Origin of the sequence: Oikeobacillus pervagus (genome assembly GCF_030813365.1) — a bacterium.
Classification (GTDB): Bacteria; Bacillota; Bacilli; order Bacillales; family DSM-23947; genus Oikeobacillus; species Oikeobacillus pervagus.
In genome coordinates this window covers 35,521-52,936 of sequence record NZ_JAUSUC010000023.1, presented here as the reverse complement: position 1 = coordinate 52,936, position 17,416 = coordinate 35,521, and the positions used below count along the sequence as shown (strand labels likewise).

At 36.2% G+C, this 17,416-nt stretch carries 15 protein-coding genes and 1 CRISPR repeat array; of the genes, 13 read left to right on the top strand and 2 right to left on the bottom strand.

The window, feature by feature from the left end:
* The first annotated feature begins 741 nt into the window (after positions 1–741).
* From J2S13_RS10085 to J2S13_RS10050, 8 genes are all read left to right on the top strand, one after another.
* Positions 742–1,188: a c-type cytochrome gene (locus tag J2S13_RS10085; protein ID WP_307257624.1), complete on the top strand. Its 447-nt coding sequence runs from the start codon at positions 742–744 to the stop codon at positions 1,186–1,188.
* Positions 1,189–1,206: 18 nt separating this feature from the next.
* The gene (gene nosZ / locus J2S13_RS10080; RefSeq protein ID WP_307257623.1) at positions 1,207–3,081 is read left to right on the top strand and encodes a Sec-dependent nitrous-oxide reductase; all 1,875 of its coding nucleotides are present in this window, start codon (positions 1,207–1,209) and stop codon (positions 3,079–3,081) included.
* Positions 3,082–3,147: 66 nt separating this feature from the next.
* Complete coding sequence (locus J2S13_RS10075; RefSeq protein ID WP_307257622.1) at positions 3,148–3,711, top strand: hypothetical protein; 564 nt, start codon at positions 3,148–3,150, stop codon at positions 3,709–3,711.
* Positions 3,708–5,027: a nitrous oxide reductase family maturation protein NosD gene (gene nosD, locus J2S13_RS10070; RefSeq protein WP_307257621.1), complete on the top strand. Its 1,320-nt coding sequence runs from the start codon at positions 3,708–3,710 to the stop codon at positions 5,025–5,027. The genes J2S13_RS10075 and nosD overlap by 4 nt, the downstream gene beginning before the upstream one ends.
* A 41-nt stretch (positions 5,028–5,068) precedes the next feature.
* Complete coding sequence (locus J2S13_RS10065) at positions 5,069–5,869, top strand: ABC transporter permease (protein ID WP_307257620.1); 801 nt, start codon at positions 5,069–5,071, stop codon at positions 5,867–5,869.
* Positions 5,862–6,527 carry an ABC transporter ATP-binding protein gene (locus J2S13_RS10060; RefSeq protein ID WP_307257619.1) on the top strand — a complete coding sequence of 222 codons (666 nt, stop codon included), beginning with the start codon at positions 5,862–5,864 and terminating at the stop codon, positions 6,525–6,527. The genes J2S13_RS10065 and J2S13_RS10060 overlap by 8 nt, the downstream gene beginning before the upstream one ends.
* Complete coding sequence (locus tag J2S13_RS10055) at positions 6,527–6,886, top strand: FixH family protein (RefSeq protein WP_307257618.1); 360 nt, start codon at positions 6,527–6,529, stop codon at positions 6,884–6,886. The genes J2S13_RS10060 and J2S13_RS10055 overlap by 1 nt, the downstream gene beginning before the upstream one ends.
* Positions 6,887–6,891: 5 nt before the next feature.
* Complete coding sequence (locus tag J2S13_RS10050; RefSeq protein ID WP_307257617.1) at positions 6,892–7,614, top strand: hypothetical protein; 723 nt, start codon at positions 6,892–6,894, stop codon at positions 7,612–7,614.
* A 959-nt stretch (positions 7,615–8,573) separates the two neighbouring features.
* Here the strand turns inward: J2S13_RS10050 and J2S13_RS10045 are convergent.
* Positions 8,574–9,716 (bottom strand): ABC transporter permease, encoded by a 1,143-nt coding sequence (locus J2S13_RS10045; RefSeq protein ID WP_307257616.1) that lies wholly within the window; start codon positions 9,714–9,716, stop codon positions 8,574–8,576.
* Positions 9,709–10,422: an ABC transporter ATP-binding protein gene (locus J2S13_RS10040; RefSeq protein WP_307257615.1), complete on the bottom strand. Its 714-nt coding sequence runs from the start codon at positions 10,420–10,422 to the stop codon at positions 9,709–9,711. The genes J2S13_RS10045 and J2S13_RS10040 overlap by 8 nt, the downstream gene beginning before the upstream one ends.
* Positions 10,423–10,686: 264 nt before the next feature.
* Here J2S13_RS10040 and J2S13_RS10035 point away from each other — a divergent pair, with 264 nt between their 5' ends.
* The 5 genes from J2S13_RS10035 to cas5b all read left to right on the top strand — a co-directional run bounded on the left by J2S13_RS10035 (position 10,687) and on the right by cas5b (position 17,410).
* On the top strand, positions 10,687–11,136 hold the full coding sequence (locus tag J2S13_RS10035; RefSeq protein WP_307257614.1) for a flavodoxin: 450 nt from the start codon (positions 10,687–10,689) through the stop codon (positions 11,134–11,136).
* A gap of 222 nt (positions 11,137–11,358) precedes the next feature.
* Positions 11,359–12,886: a CRISPR direct-repeat array (repeat unit 29 nt; unit sequence CTTTTATCTGAACGTAGTGGGATTTAAAG).
* A 410-nt stretch (positions 12,887–13,296) separates the two neighbouring features.
* The gene (gene cas6 / locus J2S13_RS10030) at positions 13,297–14,028 is read left to right on the top strand and encodes a CRISPR-associated endoribonuclease Cas6 (RefSeq protein ID WP_307257613.1); all 732 of its coding nucleotides are present in this window, start codon (positions 13,297–13,299) and stop codon (positions 14,026–14,028) included.
* On the top strand, positions 14,006–15,796 hold the full coding sequence (locus J2S13_RS10025) for a hypothetical protein (protein WP_307257612.1): 1,791 nt from the start codon (positions 14,006–14,008) through the stop codon (positions 15,794–15,796). The genes cas6 and J2S13_RS10025 overlap by 23 nt, the downstream gene beginning before the upstream one ends.
* Positions 15,797–15,810: 14 nt before the next feature.
* Positions 15,811–16,716, top strand: coding sequence for a type I-B CRISPR-associated protein Cas7/Cst2/DevR (cas7i, locus tag J2S13_RS10020; protein WP_307257611.1), 906 nt, complete (start codon positions 15,811–15,813; stop codon positions 16,714–16,716).
* Positions 16,697–17,410 (top strand): type I-B CRISPR-associated protein Cas5b, encoded by a 714-nt coding sequence (cas5b, locus tag J2S13_RS10015; RefSeq protein WP_307257610.1) that lies wholly within the window; start codon positions 16,697–16,699, stop codon positions 17,408–17,410. Before cas7i ends, cas5b begins: the two co-directional genes overlap by 20 nt.
* The last annotated feature ends 6 nt before the right edge of the window (positions 17,411–17,416 follow it).

Below are 17,416 nucleotides of genomic sequence, written 5' to 3'. Positions count from 1 at the left end.
AAGTAGTGAGAAGTAGTGCAAAAGCCAAAAGAAGTGGTGCAAATGTTGTTGGGAAATAAGCAAATGCCCGAGGGAAATGATCAAATCCCCCTGGTAAGTCAAAAACAGCAAGTCAAGAATCCCATCCCGAAATGCCGACTGAACTGGGGCTGAGGTGCAAAAACCGGCGGGAAATAGTCAAATATTCCAGGAAATGATCATAAGTAGTGAGAAGTAGTGCAAAAGCCAAAGAAGTGGTGCAAATGTTGTTGGGAAATAAGCAAATGCCCGAGGGAAATGATCAAATCCCCACTCAAGCCTATATACCCGAATTTCGATTATTCCTCATCCGACAGTCGTCAACTTGGCTTCCGTTGGATGGGGATAAATTTTTGCTGTTTTTCTCTATTCTCCCAAATGAATTTCACGAAAAGGGGAAATTTGTGAAGGAATGTTGAACAATTGGTGATGGATTTCTAAAGAAACAATTGGAATGTGATGTGCATCACATTCCGAACTAGGGGACTACTGTAAGATTTAATTGCTTCAACATACTGGCATTTTTCAGAAAATATGATTGAAAAGGTGGAAACCGATAGGATCACTGTTATCCATTTCGTCTGTTTTCAGTTTAGTTCTCCCACCTTTAATGAGAAGTAACCCCCACTGAATGAAGTTTCATTTTATGAAATTTTATCGAAAAATCATTGATGAAAAATGCCAAGTAAAATTCTACAGTGTCAACGGAAGGAGGTTCATCTCTTGAAAAATTGGATCATCATATTTATTGTATCTGCTCTTGTCGGTTTTGGCGCCGGGTATTTTATTTTTCAAGATAAGGAAGAAGCAGATGGAACGAACCAAACAACTACGCAAGAGAAAGAATCAAAACAAGAGAATGTTGTAAAAGAAGAGAGTAAGGATTCAAATGCTCCGAAAACGGCCACTACTTCAGATGGAGGGATATTTTCAGAAAAAGGTTGTATTTCCTGTCATTCCGTCTCAGCTTTAAATATTCAAGGTGGGGCAACTGGGCCAGATCTTTCAAAAGCATACGACAATGTAGAAGGGAAACATGGTAAACCAATAAAAGAATTTTTAAAAGTACCTACATCGGCTGTAATGTCTGGGGTGATTGAAGGAAATCCATTAACAGATGAAGAGATAGAAAAAATCGTAGAAGCATTAAAGAAAGCAGCTGAAAAGTAAAATTGGAGGTGAATATAAATGAAGAGGAAAGGAATTATATCGGCGGTATCGGGACTTGCTGCGGGAGTATTGGTGGCTGCTGTCTTTTTTGCCGATTTTAATAAAGAGGAAAAAGCATCGTCAGCAGCGGATAATAAAAGTAAAGCTGAAAAGGTGTATGTACCTTATGGGGAATACGATGATTATTATATGTTAGCATCTGGTGGGCATTCAGGACAGTTATTTGTTTATGGCGTTCCATCCATGCGAAAAATCCGTACTGTACCTGTCTTTACTCCAGATCCAGCAACAGGGTATGGATATGATGAAAATACGAAAAAAATGTTAGGTGGTTATACATGGGGTGATTTTCACCATCCAGCAGTTTCAGAAACAAAAGGAGACTATGACGGTGAATTTCTATTTGCAAATGATGTAGGGAATAACCGTGTGGCAGCCGTTGACTTAAGTACATTCCATACTGCAGATATTATGTCATTACCAAATATGGGTGGTCCCCATGCTGGAGTTTTTGTGACAGAAAATACGGAGTATATTGCATTACCTACAAGATTTGCCCGTCCGTTAGGTGGAAAATATGCTGAATTAGATAAGTATAAAGAGGAATATAAAGGTGTCGTATCTATGGCGAAATTTGACAGAGATAAAAAGAAATTCAATCTAGCTTATCAAATTATGCTTCCACCGTGGTCTTATGATTTATCTGATGCGGGTAAAAAGATGTCTGGCGATTGGATTGTGATGACAACTTATAACACAGAATTTGCTACAACGAACTTAGAAATCAATGCCTCTCAAAATGACCGTGACTATATTGTTTTGATTAACTGGAAGAAGCTTGAGGGGGAAGTGGCAAAAGGAAATTATAAAGAAATTGAAGGCGTGAAAATGGTGGATCCAAGAGATTATAAAGGGGCTATTTATGCAATCCCTGTTTCGAAATCTCCTCATGGTGTGGATGTTACGCCAGATGGTAAACGTTTCATTGCAGCCGGGAAACTTGCACCATTAATGACTGTATTTTCATTTGAAAAAGCTTTTGAAGCGATTGAAAAAGAAGATTATTCCGATGAAAAATTCGGTATCCCTGTTTTACCATATAAAAAAGTAATGGAACGCGAAGTTGATCCTCCAGGTGCTTTAGGGCCGTTGCATACGCAATTTGATGATAAAGGAAATGCCTATAACACCATGTTCATTTCATCAGAAGTGGTGAAATGGAAAGTGGATACAGGGGAAGTTATTGACCGTAAGCCTTCTTACTTTTCACCAGGGCATTCCTCAGCCGCTGAAGGAGATACAGTAGACCCAGATGGAAAATGGCTTGTGGCATTAAATAAAATTGCAAAAGATAATTTCCTTTCTGTTGGTCCATCCCATCCAGAATCGATGGATTTATTCGATATTTCAGGCGAAGAAATGGAACATATCATGGCAGCACCTGTAGATCCAGAACCACACTATGCCCAAATTGTTCATAAGGATAAAATAAAGCCGAAGAAACTATATGAAAAAGACGAGAAACGAAAAAATGCCGTCTGGAGTAAAGAAGATGCACATATTGAAAGAAAAGGCAATGAAGTACATGTTTATGGTGTTGCTTTAAGATCTAAATTTGTCTTTGATGCAAAATCAGACAGACCTGATGCTGTAACAGTAAATCAAGGAGACCGGGTATTTTTCCATATGACGAATATTGATCTTGACCAGGATATTACTCATGGTTTTGGTATTAATGATTACAACTTAAACTTTGAAGTACAGCCAGGACAAACAAATACATTGGAATTTGTAGCGGATCAAGCGGGAACCTTCCCGATCTATTGTACTAACTTCTGTTCAGCGCTACATCAAGAAATGAGCGGTTATTTATTAGTTAAGCCAAAAGAGTAACCAATGAAAGGGGGAGTAAATGGGCTTTCCCCACTTACTTCTCCACCATCCTTAGGAGATGATCATATGAAGAAGAACCTTTCTGTAGCTTCGATGATCAGCTTGATTATTGCAGCTGTTCTGATAGTTATATCTATATTTATTCCATGGTGGGGGATGAAGTTTTTTGCCCCACAGTATCCTGAAGGTTTAGATATTATTGTCTATCCAACAACACTTGATGGAGATATTGAGGTTGTGAATGGACTCAATCACTATATTGGCATGAAGGAATTTAGCAATCAATCATTTCCAGAACTTGCTTACATGCCATACATTGTAATCTCCTTTGCAGTTTTAACACTTCTCGTTGCGTTTTTACGGAAAAAGTCATTTTTATTCGGACTTATTATCCTTTATGTCATTGGTGGAATCGTCGGATTATTAGATATGTATCGTTGGTTAAAAAAATTCGGAACAGAACTTGACCCGAAAGCACCGATAGACTTAGATCCATTCGTTCCACCTATTATCGGGGAAAATACAATAGCTAACTTTGTCACAAATAGTTACTTCACATATGGTGGATATTTGCTCGGAATTGTATTTATTTTAATGATTTTTCCACTTTGGAAGGACCGAAAAAAATGAAAATATGGATACTTTCTATAGTTGCTTCTATTAGCTTATTGATTGGTGCACTAGATGCTTCTGCTGAATCAAATCCATTACAAGAATTAATTGATGGAACACCAAAAGGCGGTGAATTAAAGCTTGAAGCAAAAACCTATAATGGCAACATTGTGATTAATAAGCCACTAACCATTAAAGGCAAGAAAGGTACAGTCATTAATGGTGATCAAACAGGTAATGTCATTGAGGTAACAAGTGATGATGTAACACTTGCTAACCTTACGATTAAACATAGTGGAATGAGTCGTAGTTCGGAAGAGGAGTACGCAGGTGTTCGGGTGATGGGTGATCATACTATTTTAAAAAACTTAACCATTACAGATAGTTTCCATGGTATTTTTTTAAACAAGACAAAGGACGTCACAATTACTGGGACAGAGATTACTGGCCAAACGACAAAAAACCTAGGAGATCAAGGAAATGGCATTCATATCGTACGTTCTGGTGAAAATAAAATTGTAAACAACAGCATTCAAGGGACTCGAGATGGTATTTATGTTGAGTATTCCGATAACAATAAAATCAATCATAATACCGTAACACAGACAAGATATGGATTACACTACATGTATTCTAACTACAATAACTTTGAGAAAAATTATTTTAATCGCAATACTGGTGGAGCAGCCATCATGCATTCGGATCATATTGTACTTAAAAATAATAGTTTTTCTTTTAACCAGGGATCACGTTCATTTGGTTTAATTGTTCAAACAAGCCGAGACATCCAAGTGGTAAATAATGAGTTCCATCTTAATCAGCGGGGGCTTTACCTTGAACAGTCCACAAGCAACCTTATTGAGGGAAATGATTTTTTCCATAATCAAATAGGGATTGAATTATGGTCTTCAGCCACAGCACAAACATTTTTAAAGAATACATTTAATAAAAATATCAGTGATGTGATAACGGTTGGCGGCAAGTCAAATAATGAGTGGTTCAAAAATAAAGAAGGAAATTATTGGAATAAACCTATGGTAGATTTAAATCAGGATCAAGTAGGAGACACAGCTTTTGAATACACATCATCCCTTGGAGAACTTATTGAGAAAAATGAATTAGCCTATTTATTTTTAAATAGCCCGGCAATCAAGCTTTATGAAAAGAACAATGAATTATTTAGCAATCAAAAAGTAATGGCATTAGATCAATATCCATTATTAAAAGAGAGAAATATAAATTATAGTTTGTTGTTTGTTGTTGGAATCGGATTATTCATCATACTATATTTTTATAAAGTTAGAAAAAAACAGTTTTATAACAAAAGATTTTAAAAATACTAATCTAGTTGCTCATACAAAAGGGGAGAATGGGAATGCCATACATTTGGAAAGAAGCATTAGAACAAACAAGAGGGAAGGGGTTATGGCTAGGGCTAGCAATGATTATGTTAACATCCATATTTTTGATTGCGGAGGCTCGAAGTTTTCCATCGGATCTTGGTTTTGAAGCGCTCCTCCTATCGATGTATGACATGAATATTTATTTACTTCCTCTGTTTGCTATATTTCTAGCCTCCTTTTCTATTTTTCAGGAAAAGGAACTAAAGACATCGATGATTCTACTTACAAAAAAAGAGTCAATCATTACATTTATCGTAAAAAAGTCAGCAGCAATTCAGCTTGTCATGATAATAACATTTATTGGTGCAAATTTTATTCTAGCATTATTTATGAAAGCATTCTTAAACTTTCATTTAAGTAGTTTTCTTCACTTTATCCTAGTGATTATTGTATTCCTATTGATTTTTAACCAAATTGGTATATTCCTAGGAAGCATTTGTAAAACGAAAATGCAGCTTGTTGGAGCTAACATTCTTATTTGGTTTTCAGTTGTGTTTTTAATAGATTTAGCCTTTCTCTATGCTTTACCAGCTGCTAGTTTTGATAACTTACACATCTTCTCGTGGGTATATTTCTTAAATCCGATTCATGCGATGAGGTTTTATTTAGAAACAGAGCTAGGATTATTCGGATTGACCCATATGTCGCGAATGATGGATAAATTTATTCTCATGGAACCATGGATATTCTTAATGATAAATGCAATTGTTTGGCCGCTTCTATTTTTTACACTTACCGTAATAATTAAAAATGGTGGTGAGCGTCATGATTGAAATAAAGGAACTATCTCAAGGCTACCAAGGAAAGAAAGTGCTAGATCAAGTGAATCTAACCATTGAGAAAAATGAGCGATGTGCGCTTGTTGGAAGAAATGGTGCTGGAAAATCAACATTAATTCATACGATACTAGGTATTCTTCCGCATAAACGCGGCACTGTCACTCTAGGAGGATATTCTAACAAGCAGCAAACATGGAAAAAGCATGTTTCCTATTTACCAGAAAAATTCCACCTTTATCCTCATTTAACAGGGGAAGAGAATATGCGCTTTTTTGCAGCACTGGATACGAAGAAGATTGATGAGAACAAGATCATAGAAATCCTAAAAATGGTTTCTTTGGCAGATGATCGAAAGCAACCGATCAATGGCTATTCAAAAGGGATGTTGCAGCGCTTAGGTTTAGCTGTAATTCTTTATTATGATACAGAGATTATTATTTTGGATGAACCCACTAGTGGATTAGACCCTATTGGGCGTAAAGAAATTTTGAAAATTATTCATTCACTCCAAGATAAAACCATTTTAATGTCTTCACATTATATCGATGAGATTAAGCAGATTTGTACACATGTTGCCTTTTTAAACCAAGGAAAAATCGAAAAGTATACAGTAGATGCCTTTCTAGAGATGCATAAAATGGAGGAATTATGATGAAAAAGAGAATCTTTGCTCTGTTAATGCTTGTCATTGTATTAGCCGGTTGTAAAGCGGGTGGAGTAGATTTTTCCATAGAGACAGCCCCTAGCCATAAATATGGTCAATCCTTTCCCATTGTGATAAAAGCAGTTGAAGGCTCGGAAGCAGTCACAGGACTGGAAATTACCGCCAACTTAGAAATGGCTAAAATGGATCATGGCGAGATCGAAGTTCATTTTACCAATAATGGCGATGGAACTTATGAAGGTGAAGTGGAACTTCCAATGGCAGGAGAATGGATTGCCGAAGTCCAAGCTGAAAAAGATGGAGAAACTTATGAAGGTACACTTGAGTTTGATGTAGAAGAGGAGTGAATAGGATGCAGAAAATATGGCATAATGGTTCTACACATCCAGCCATTAGGAAATGGTTGTCATTGCTTCTCATTCTTTTTCTAGTCGGATGCTCATCTGGAAAGTCAGATGTTACGGACCAGAAGGAACAAACGACAACAGATGAACAGACCAAACAATCGCAATCAAAATTAAGTGAAAATACGAAAATTATCACAATAAATGGGAATGATTTCCTCGATAAAGACCTGGAATTTTATACACTAATGAATAAAATGATGGTTGAACTTAAAAGAAGTGAAGATATTGAAAGCCTCGAAGTAGAAAAAGTAGCGGATCGTAATGCATATTGGGATGAGCAATTAGAGAGCTATGATAATATTAATGTCAATTTACAAAGTCTAATAGAGCTCAATGCGATGGCTTTATTAGGAGAAGAAAAAAATTATTACATTCCGGATGACATAATAACAAAAGAGGAGAAAATATTATCAGAGCAAATAGAAAATAGGAAGGAAACAAAAGCACTTCTCGAAGCATATGGGAAAAAGAAATATGACGATTCTGTCCGAGAATACCTCCGAGTTACGATGCTTCGAGATCGAGTGGCGAATGAATTAGAAGAAAAGATAAAAAAAGAGAACGAAGGTAAAACAGATAAGGAAGTAAATTATAAGCTAAACCAATCATATGAAGACCTATACATGGACCAGTTATCAACTTTAGATGTGAAAATACATTTAAAATAAATTTTTGGGGACAGTCCCCTGCTGTTTTAAAATGCTAGAACAGTGGGGGACTGTCCTCATTTTTGCAAGAAGAAACAGGGCATGGGAAAGATCGCATGCATTCCCAAGGGTCCCCGATGTGCAAATAACAGGAGAAGAAGCGCAAAAAACCGCGGGAAATGATCATAAAAAAGGGGAAATAAGCAAAAGTAGAAAATAGTAAAGCAAAAGTAGATGGGAAATGTGCAAATCCAGTTGGGAAATGATCAAATCGTTCTGGGGAGAGCAAAAAAAGATCGCATGCATTCCCAGGGTCCCTGATGTGCAAATAATAGGAGAAGAAGCGCAAAAAACCGCGGGAAATGATCATAAAATAGGGGAAATAAGCAAAAGTAGAAAATAGTAAAGCAAAAGTGGATGGGAAATGTGCAAATCCAGTTGGGAAATGATCAAATCGTTCTGGGGAGAGCAAAAGAAAGATCGCATGCATTCCCAAGGGTCCCTGATGTGCAAATAACAGGAGAAGAAGCGCAAAAAACCGCGGGAAATGATCATAAAAAAGGGGAAATAAGCAAAAGTAGAAAATAGTAAAGCAAAAATGGATGGGAAATGTGCAAATCCAGTTGGGAAATGATCAAATCGTTCTGGGGAGAGCAAAAGAAAGATCGCGTGCATTCCCAAGGGTCCCCGATGTGCAAATAACAGGAGAAGAAGCGCAAAAAACCGCGGGAAATGATCATAAAAAAGGGGAAATAAGCAAAAGTAGAAAATAGTAAAGCAAAAGTAGATGGGAAATGTGCAAATCCAGTTGGGAAATGATCAAATCCCCCGGGGAGAGCAAAAGAAAGATTCCGTGCATTCCCAAGGGTCCCTGATGTGCAAATAATAGGAGAAGAAGCACAAAAAACCGCGGGAAATGATCAAATCTATACAGGGGAACGGCCCCACTGAAGCCGCACTTTTTCCAATTTACACTATTACTACCCCAAAAACTCCTTTACTATCACAATGACCATCAAGACCCCGGTTGCTATACATGTGAGAACAATATTTACTTTTTTTCGCGCTTGAAAAAAGTCCTCTTGTTCACTCGATTGCTTTCCGATTGGATGTTGTAGAATCACTTGATCCCATAAATTGGCCACCCAGCCCCACATAAAAAAGGTAAATGATGCGATGAGAATCAATTGATAAATCAGTTTAGGAATGACGATGATAGCTGCACTTGTGACAGCAATTAATTTGAAGTATCCACTTAAGTATGTAAAATTCCGTAAAATGATTTTGATAAAGACTTCCGTTAGGCCAATCTGGGGTGTTCGTTGTTTAAAAATTCTTCTAGAATGACGAAATAGAAAAGCTTTCTTTCGTTTTATAATTTTTGGCTTTTCGACCCCAGGTGCCGCACCTAAAACAGAATTCATAAGACGTAGCCGCTCTTGATTTTCTTTTTGTACTTCATTTTGAAAATAATTTGTGGTTAGAACTCTTGGAATTGCTAACAATGAAGCAAAGATGATAAAAAGAAATGCGAGGACGACTGAAAATACTGGTTTCTGAATGACTGGTAAACAGTACTGGTGCCCCAAAAACATGAAGAGGAAGACAGCCCACATTATCAGTTTTTCCTTCCAGGTTTGGGTTTGAAAGAAAAACTTTAAAGCCCGAATAAATAATGTTATTCCAATATAAAATAAGGAAAAGCTTGCAATTTCCCAATGGTTCAAGGAAAAATGGTGAAGCAAAAAGGGCATGGCGGTGAATGTAAGAAAAATGATTTTGAAAGCAGCTTTCCAAATAGAATAAACAAAGGCCCATTTAATCATATTGAGAAATTTCATTTTATGTGTAAGGAAAAATACTCCATCAGCTTCCTGAACAAATGTCCGGTTATTCCCCTTCCAACTGATTAAAAAGAAGATCGCCCCGATCATTGAAAAAGTAAAGGATTCACTCCATTGTGGGAGATCAAACCACCAAGAACGATAAATAAAAAACGCAATTATTGTACCAGGGACCACAAAGTATAAAAGAACGCTCCAATCGAGAATGGTTTTAGTGATTCTATATTGAAATAATAAATCTTGCTTTAGGCGGCTGATAAAAATATGAAAGCTACTCATTTTCATCATCCTTAATTAAGTAATGATAGCAGTCGAATAAATCTGAATTTGGTAAATGACAGAAGTCTCGAATTTCTTCTAATGTCCCACAAACAATCATTTTCCCGTTGTTCAAAACGATAAAGCGGTCGCAAATTTTTTCCGCAGTGTCTAAAACATGGGTACACATGAGAATACCAATTCCTCGTTTTCTTTTATTTTGAATTAGGTCTAGTAATAATTTCGTTGCGATAGGATCTAGGCCAATAAAAGGTTCATCAATGATAAAAAGTTCAGGTTTTTTCAAGAGAGCCAAGATGATCATGGCTTTTTGTTGCATTCCTTTAGAAAAAGTTGTAGGCAATTCATGAAGATGTTCTGCCATTTGGAAGTTATTGAGCAAAGGTCCGATGCGCTGTAACACAACATCATCCGATAAGTGTTCAAGTGCTGCAACGAAATCGATATGTTCCTGGAATGTTAGTTCATCATAAAAAACGGGACGCTCAGGTAAATAAGACATGAAAAGATCCTGTTTCTTAATTATTTCCCCGTGAAAATGGGGAATCAATCCAAGGATGCTTTTAATCGTCGTACTTTTTCCCGCACCATTTGCTCCGATTAATCCAACTAGTTCCCCTTTATTAATCGAAAACTGAATATCCTGAATAATTGCTTCATCTAAATCATAACCAGCTTGCTGAATCGTAATCGATAGTAATGACATCCTATATTCCCCTCCTAGCAACTATACGAAATCAGAAGTGGGAAAGTTTCGTGAAATGACCTTTATTAGTGAATAATTGGAAATTAAAGGGGCAAGGTGTAAAAAATATTTGGAATAGATCGTGTGAAATATGCAATCTATGAAAAATAATGAATAGAAAGCTACCTTGAGAAGGAACTCGGAATCAAATACAAAATGCATAAAGGAAAATTTCCTTTAGATATTTTTCAGAACATGTACACTATATGGGAAAGGGGAAATGATATGAAAGTAATCATCGTCTATGCAAGTATGACTGGAAATACAAAACAAATGGCCCGTTTGATAGCGGAGGGCATTAAGGAAAAAGGGGTGGAGGTTGAAGTTAAAGATTCTTTTGAACTATTGGCGAATGAGCTTTTGCCCTATGACGGGATTCTATTAGGAAGTTATACATACGGAGAAGGTGAAATCCCTTGGGAAATGGCGGACTTACACGAAGAAGTGCAAGATTTAGACTTGGAAGGGAAAGCAGTAGCTGCATTTGGTTCAGGAGATACATCCTACCTTCACTTCGCGAGAGCCGTTGACATTTTGGAAAAAATAATGCAACAACAAGGAGCTACCTTCATGCAGCCAGGATTAAAAATAGAAGGAATGCCCGAAAACGAAGAAGAGCAGCAATGCAAACAATTTGGCGTGAAATTTGCGGAAGGTTTATTGAAAAATAGTTAAAAATTCTAAACATATCCGCAAAGAGGTTTTTGACGAAGAAAAAGGACGATTTGATTGCTTCTTTTAAATTGGTGCATTTTGGGATTTAGTCTTTTGAACACGAGAAAGCCTTGATATAATAGAATTTGTAGCATGATCGTGGACATGAATAAAATACCACATTGATGGTTCGCCGCAAACTAACCATCAAAACCATTGATTTATTGCGGTTTTCGGTAGGGCCTTTTATCTGAACGTAGTGGGATTTAAAGCTGCATATCCTCGTAATAGGCTTGTACATTGGCGGTTACTTTTATCTGAACGTAGTGGGATTTAAAGAAAAAGCTACGTGGAAAAGGGATTAGTTAAAAAATCCTTTTATCTGAACGTAGTGGGATTTAAAGGGCGAGTACGCTAAATGGATCGAGGAAACCCAACGCCTTTTATCTGAACGTAGTGGGATTTAAAGGGTTTAGCAGATTCAGTTTTTGTTGAACCAGAAATGCCCTTTTATCTGAACGTAGTGGGATTTAAAGTATATAAATAACCTTGCATAAAGTTTTTAATGAACTTTTATCTGAACGTAGTGGGATTTAAAGAACATATAAATAACTACATTTGTACGTTGTCGAACCTTTTATCTGAACGTAGTGGGATTTAAAGATGTAATCATTTACTTTTTCATATCCACCCTCAACTTTTATCTGAACGTAGTGGGATTTAAAGAGGTAGTCTCCGTCTGCCCATTTCTGGACGTTATTTCTTTTATCTGAACGTAGTGGGATTTAAAGAGTGCTTTAGCTGTTTTGGTTGCCTTCCCGCTGTCGTCCTTTTATCTGAACGTAGTGGGATTTAAAGGTGTGAGTACCGTTAATGGTACCTTTAGCGTATTTCCTTTTATCTGAACGTAGTGGGATTTAAAGTTGTACAAGCTTTTCCCGCCTTTAATTAACGGAGCTAGCTTTTATCTGAACGTAGTGGGATTTAAAGAAATTAAGAGTTACGCTATCTGCTTGTCCCGATAGGCTTTTATCTGAACGTAGTGGGATTTAAAGTCACCTCGTCGCTTTCAGACTTAGTAACAGGCTTTTCTTTTATCTGAACGTAGTGGGATTTAAAGGTGCTTAAGTGTTTAATAACCCTCATCGCTTTCCACCTTTTATCTGAACGTAGTGGGATTTAAAGTTATCTTAATAGATTTCATTTTTATCACCCCTTCACCTTTTATCTGAACGTAGTGGGATTTAAAGAGTGGTTGACCCTCTTCATCTTGGAACGCAAAAATCTTTTATCTGAACGTAGTGGGATTTAAAGCGTTATAAACAGGATCATATGGATCATACGTAAAACCTTTTATCTGAACGTAGTGGGATTTAAAGATGCATCTTTTTGAGCAATTTCTAAATCGTTAACTGCTTTTATCTGAACGTAGTGGGATTTAAAGAAAATGGTTATGGTAGATCAGGATACTGAAAAGAAAGCTTTTATCTGAACGTAGTGGGATTTAAAGGATCCCGACATCTTATCTATGGCTGATGACAAGCTCCTTTTATCTGAACGTAGTGGGATTTAAAGTTTGCCATCTGATTGAAGTACCCCTTTAAGCTCAACCCTTTTATCTGAACGTAGTGGGATTTAAAGTCTCGGATTGCTTCTTTTTCTAAACTGTTGATCCACCTTTTATCTGAACGTAGTGGGATTTAAAGTGGGACTGTAGGGTTGAAGGTGTAAACAGTAGGTGTCTTTTATCTAAACGTAGTGGGATTTAAATAATGCAAAGGAGAAGGAGAGGAGCAAATATAGGAAGCTTGAGACGAAGATGTCTGAAAAAGAAGAAGAGTAGCAGTGCAAAAAATTCTGCATGATATTTTTAAAATCTGGACAGGTGAATACTGTGATGTATTCACCTGTTTTTGAGCTTTTCAATACCTCAAAACATACAAACATAAACAGTTGTATTGAAATAGTAGGTTTTTTGAATATCATTCCCAAGAGTTCAGATAATAATTGATTAATATTAATAAAGTACTAATCTTTAAATCCCATCTGTTCAGATATATGTTCTCTATTATATAAAAAAAAATAAAAAAACAAAATTGGGGTAGATTTCCATTGGGACGATATGATACTATTTACCTAGTTAGATTTTCTATAAAGTTCTAATAGGGAGGTATTTTTTTATTGAGAATAAGTGTCGATCTAAAAACAAGTAAAATACCGCTTTCTTATCGAATGATGGTTGTGTCTTTAATTAAAGAAGCTGTAAGAAAGGGGGATGAGAGACTTTACGAAAGGTTATATTATTCTAGTTTAAGTCAGCCAAAGCCGTACACCTTTTCGGTATATTTATCTAATTTTAAAAAGGAGGGCGATACTTTTCTTGTCGACTATGTCACAGTCACAATTAGTTCCTCAGACACAATTTTCATGGTTCATCTACTTAATGGACTTCAGCAAATGGATAAACATTTCTATCAAGATTCGGACTTTCAAGTTGGCAAAATTCAAGTGTTAAAAGAAAGATCTATTATTAGTAATAGGGTGGTGTTTACTACATTGTCTCCTTTTTTAGTGGAGAATGAAAAAGGAAAGCCGCTATTAATAACAGACGATGAGTTCGAAAAAGAGCTTAATAGCATCGTGAACCGTCAATTTATTTCACTTTATGGTCGTAGTTTATATCAACCCATTAAAATTATAGCTCATCGACTGAAAAAACAAGTGATACAAGAGACAAATAGTGGTGCTAAGGGTCAGGTTTTATTTTTCACAGCCCAGAAAGGTCAACTATTGCTAGAAGGAAACATAAAGGATTTGCACTTATTATATCAAGATGGTATGTCATTAAGGAAGTCGCAAGGTTTTGGAACACTGGAGGTGATTAGAAGCGATGATTCAAATTCCTGTAAATGATTGGATGACATCGATGGGATCAGTTGCCCTAATGCGACTTGCCCCTACAAATCAAGAGTGGCAAACAGAGGCAAATCGTCTAAGTGTTTCTTTCAATTGGATTGAGAAAATTCCAGAATTTCTTTTTGAATATATAGTTAATCATTATAGTGTCGCTGAACGAGAAAATGAAGCAATAAAGAATTTAGCAATCAGTTTAACTAGACGTGTTAATGATAAGGCGAAATATAAAGAGAATATGAAGTGGGTTAACGAGCGTGCAAAAAAATCTTTAGATAAAGTCAAAAAATATTTCCCTGAATATTCAGATGAATGTGATCGCATCACTAACACTCTTAAAGAAGCAATGAAAAATCAGGAATTTGATGTAGTAGGACATAGTGTACAAGAGTTTTACCAATTAATCAAACAAAAAAAGATTAATCAAAAATTGACATTGAATTTTGCTAAATCAAGTTCTTTGTTAGCGCAATCTGGAGGACAAGCTTCCTTTTTAAATGTAGCGAAAAATAAATTGACGTATGAAGAACAAATGGAACTTTTTTGTAAAGATTATATCACACCTTTACTTTGGGAGATTCGACTACGTAAGAATTTTGAATTAGGAGATGAGGAAAAGATTGAAGAACTTTTTAAATTAGGAGAAAAGCCTAATTACACATCTTCTTGGTTAAAGGAGAAAAAGAAAGCTAAATTAACTTGGTATGAATGGTTAAAAGGGCTACCGGAATGTTCACTTATAGAGGGGCAATGGGGAACAATGGCGTTTGAAGAAATGTATTTTGTCCCGTTGGGTATGAGTATGAAAAATACTTATAATTATGCATGGGATGGGAATTTAGATACAACTCAATCAATTAGTTCTTTGGCGAGGTTATTACTGTTATTGGCCCCATTAGGTTCTCAATCATACAAGCGACCTTTTAAGGGAGAGGAATTAACTGTTTTTGGGTTTTTATATGATCAGTCTAGTTGTGAGAACACCTTTTTTTTAAATAATCAGTTTTCAAATGCGATGCGAAAAGATGTGAAGTTTAGCGAGGCATTACGAGATACATTCAGTAAAGTTACTGAGTTAGAAGAGCAACGGAAACAATCTTCAATGCTTATTGAGTGGATGACAGAATATAAGATGAAAAAAACAGTATTAGAATATCGACCATTACATCCTACGTTTGTGCAATATGTTTTATCGGAGCAATCAAAAGTTACCTCAAGGATATATCCGATTGCATTTCGGGAAAAAATTGTACGTGCGGCAATGGATAATCTAGACAGTAAGCATATTATATGGAAAGAAATGCGACGAGTGATAGGCGAAAGTGACAAACATAGACATACAGGGTCAATTCGGAATGCACTACTTATGAGAGAAAAGCTAATTTTGATTAAAGGGGGAAAGACATTGACGACTAATAAAACAATGACAGATCAGATGTATGGCATTGGATATCGTTTATCAAAAACCTTGAATGTAGATGGAACTAGTAATGAGCCCAATAATTATCGAGCATCAGCAAATAAGAAAATGACTTCCGTAGCCTATCGATTAATGAACGCAGCGAAGGCCGGAAATCGACAACTGTTCATGGATACGGCTTTAAGACTTCATGTAGCAGCTGGGATGAGCATAAATCCAGCATTCATTCGTGCAATCGATCCCAAAACATCTGATAGCGAGTTTGCGACAATTGCTATGGCTTTTGTAGCAGGTTTAATACCTTCAGAAATTAAACAACAGGATCAGGAAAAACAAATAATTAATTAAAAGGGGGAACTAAAATGTCAAAAACATTAACAATAACTATGATAATGGAAGCGAGTTCATTGAACTATGGAGAAGGATTTGGAAATATTTCTGAACTGAAAAAATTTAATCGCGCCGATGGAAATACATATACTTTCGCTTCGAGGCAAGCTTTACGATATGATATTGTTCGCTTGGGAAATGAATGGTTTGGCTGGAATTTGGATGTCGTAGATAAGACAAAAGGAACCCTTCAATTTAAAGATAATGTGACCATACAAGATTCTGTAGAAATGGATTTATTTGGGTACTTAAAGACTGGCAGTAAATCTGTTAAACGGGCAGCAGTTGTTCGGTTAAGCCATGCCATTTCGTTGGAGCCATATAATGGGGATATGGAGTTTTTGAATAATATGGGATTGGCTAATCGTAGAAATGAAGATCCTAATCTAGCAAATTTAGAGAATCATGTTAGTTATTATAGCTACACAGTAACTATTGATCTCGATAAAATTGGTATAGATAGTAATGATGATCTTGAACTTGAACAAGTAAAAAAATTTGAAAGGATCCAGCAACTATTAGAAATTATTAAACTTCTTTCCCGACATATTCGGGGGCGCCAAGAGAATCTATCCCCATTCTTTGTTATTGGAGGGGGATATAATGTTGCAAATCCATTTTTTCAGGGACGCGTAAAAATGAATCGCGGAAGATTAGATGTTTCATTGCTAGAAGAAGCAACACAATTAACCTTCGCGGGAGAAAAAGTCGCTGAAAATACATGGATCGGCCTTTCAAGAGGGAAATTTCAAAATGAAGCAGAAATCCGGTCCACATTTGAAGGAAAAGTCCTTACGATTGAAGACTTTTTTCAACAATTAATGAAAAAAGTGGCGGATCACTACGGGGTGACTTATAATGCGTCTACTTCGCATTAAAATATTTCAAGAAACGGCTTGTTATCAGAAGCCACTGGCATTCAAAGTTGGTGAGACTTACCCTCTAGCCCCTTTTTCAACAGTAAAAGGAATGCTTCATGCTGTACTAAATGCTACTGAATATATTCCAATGAATTTATCGATTCAAGGAACATATGAAAGTATGATGATAGATTATGTTAAAAAGTATATGTACAAGAAAGCCAATGTTCAGTTTCCTTTTAGCGTTGCAGGTTTGGGAATGGATATAGAGCCTGAAAATGTTACTTCTATGCCTATGTATTTGCATTTGCTTTATAATATCGAGCATGTCATTCATATTGATGCAGAAACAAAGATATTAGATGACTTGTATAGACGTTTAAGCGAAACAAACCAAACTCTTAGTCTTGGTCGATGGGAAGATCTTGTTCGGATTGATGAAATAGAATTTGTAGAAATGAAAGAACAGGGGAATGTAACAATTCCATATGATTGCTATATACCCACAGAATGGGCAGAAACAAGAAGAGAACTAAAAAGTGATACAATCGCAAAAATGTATTTTCGTTTGCCGAGAAAATATGAAATTATACGAGGGAAAAGAGTTTGGGATCATATATCTACTGTGTATCTGCCGATGAATAGGGAGACAGAGTTTACAAAAGTGATTCCTCACGATGGATGTTATCCCATATTTTTAATGGAAGGATAAATGAAA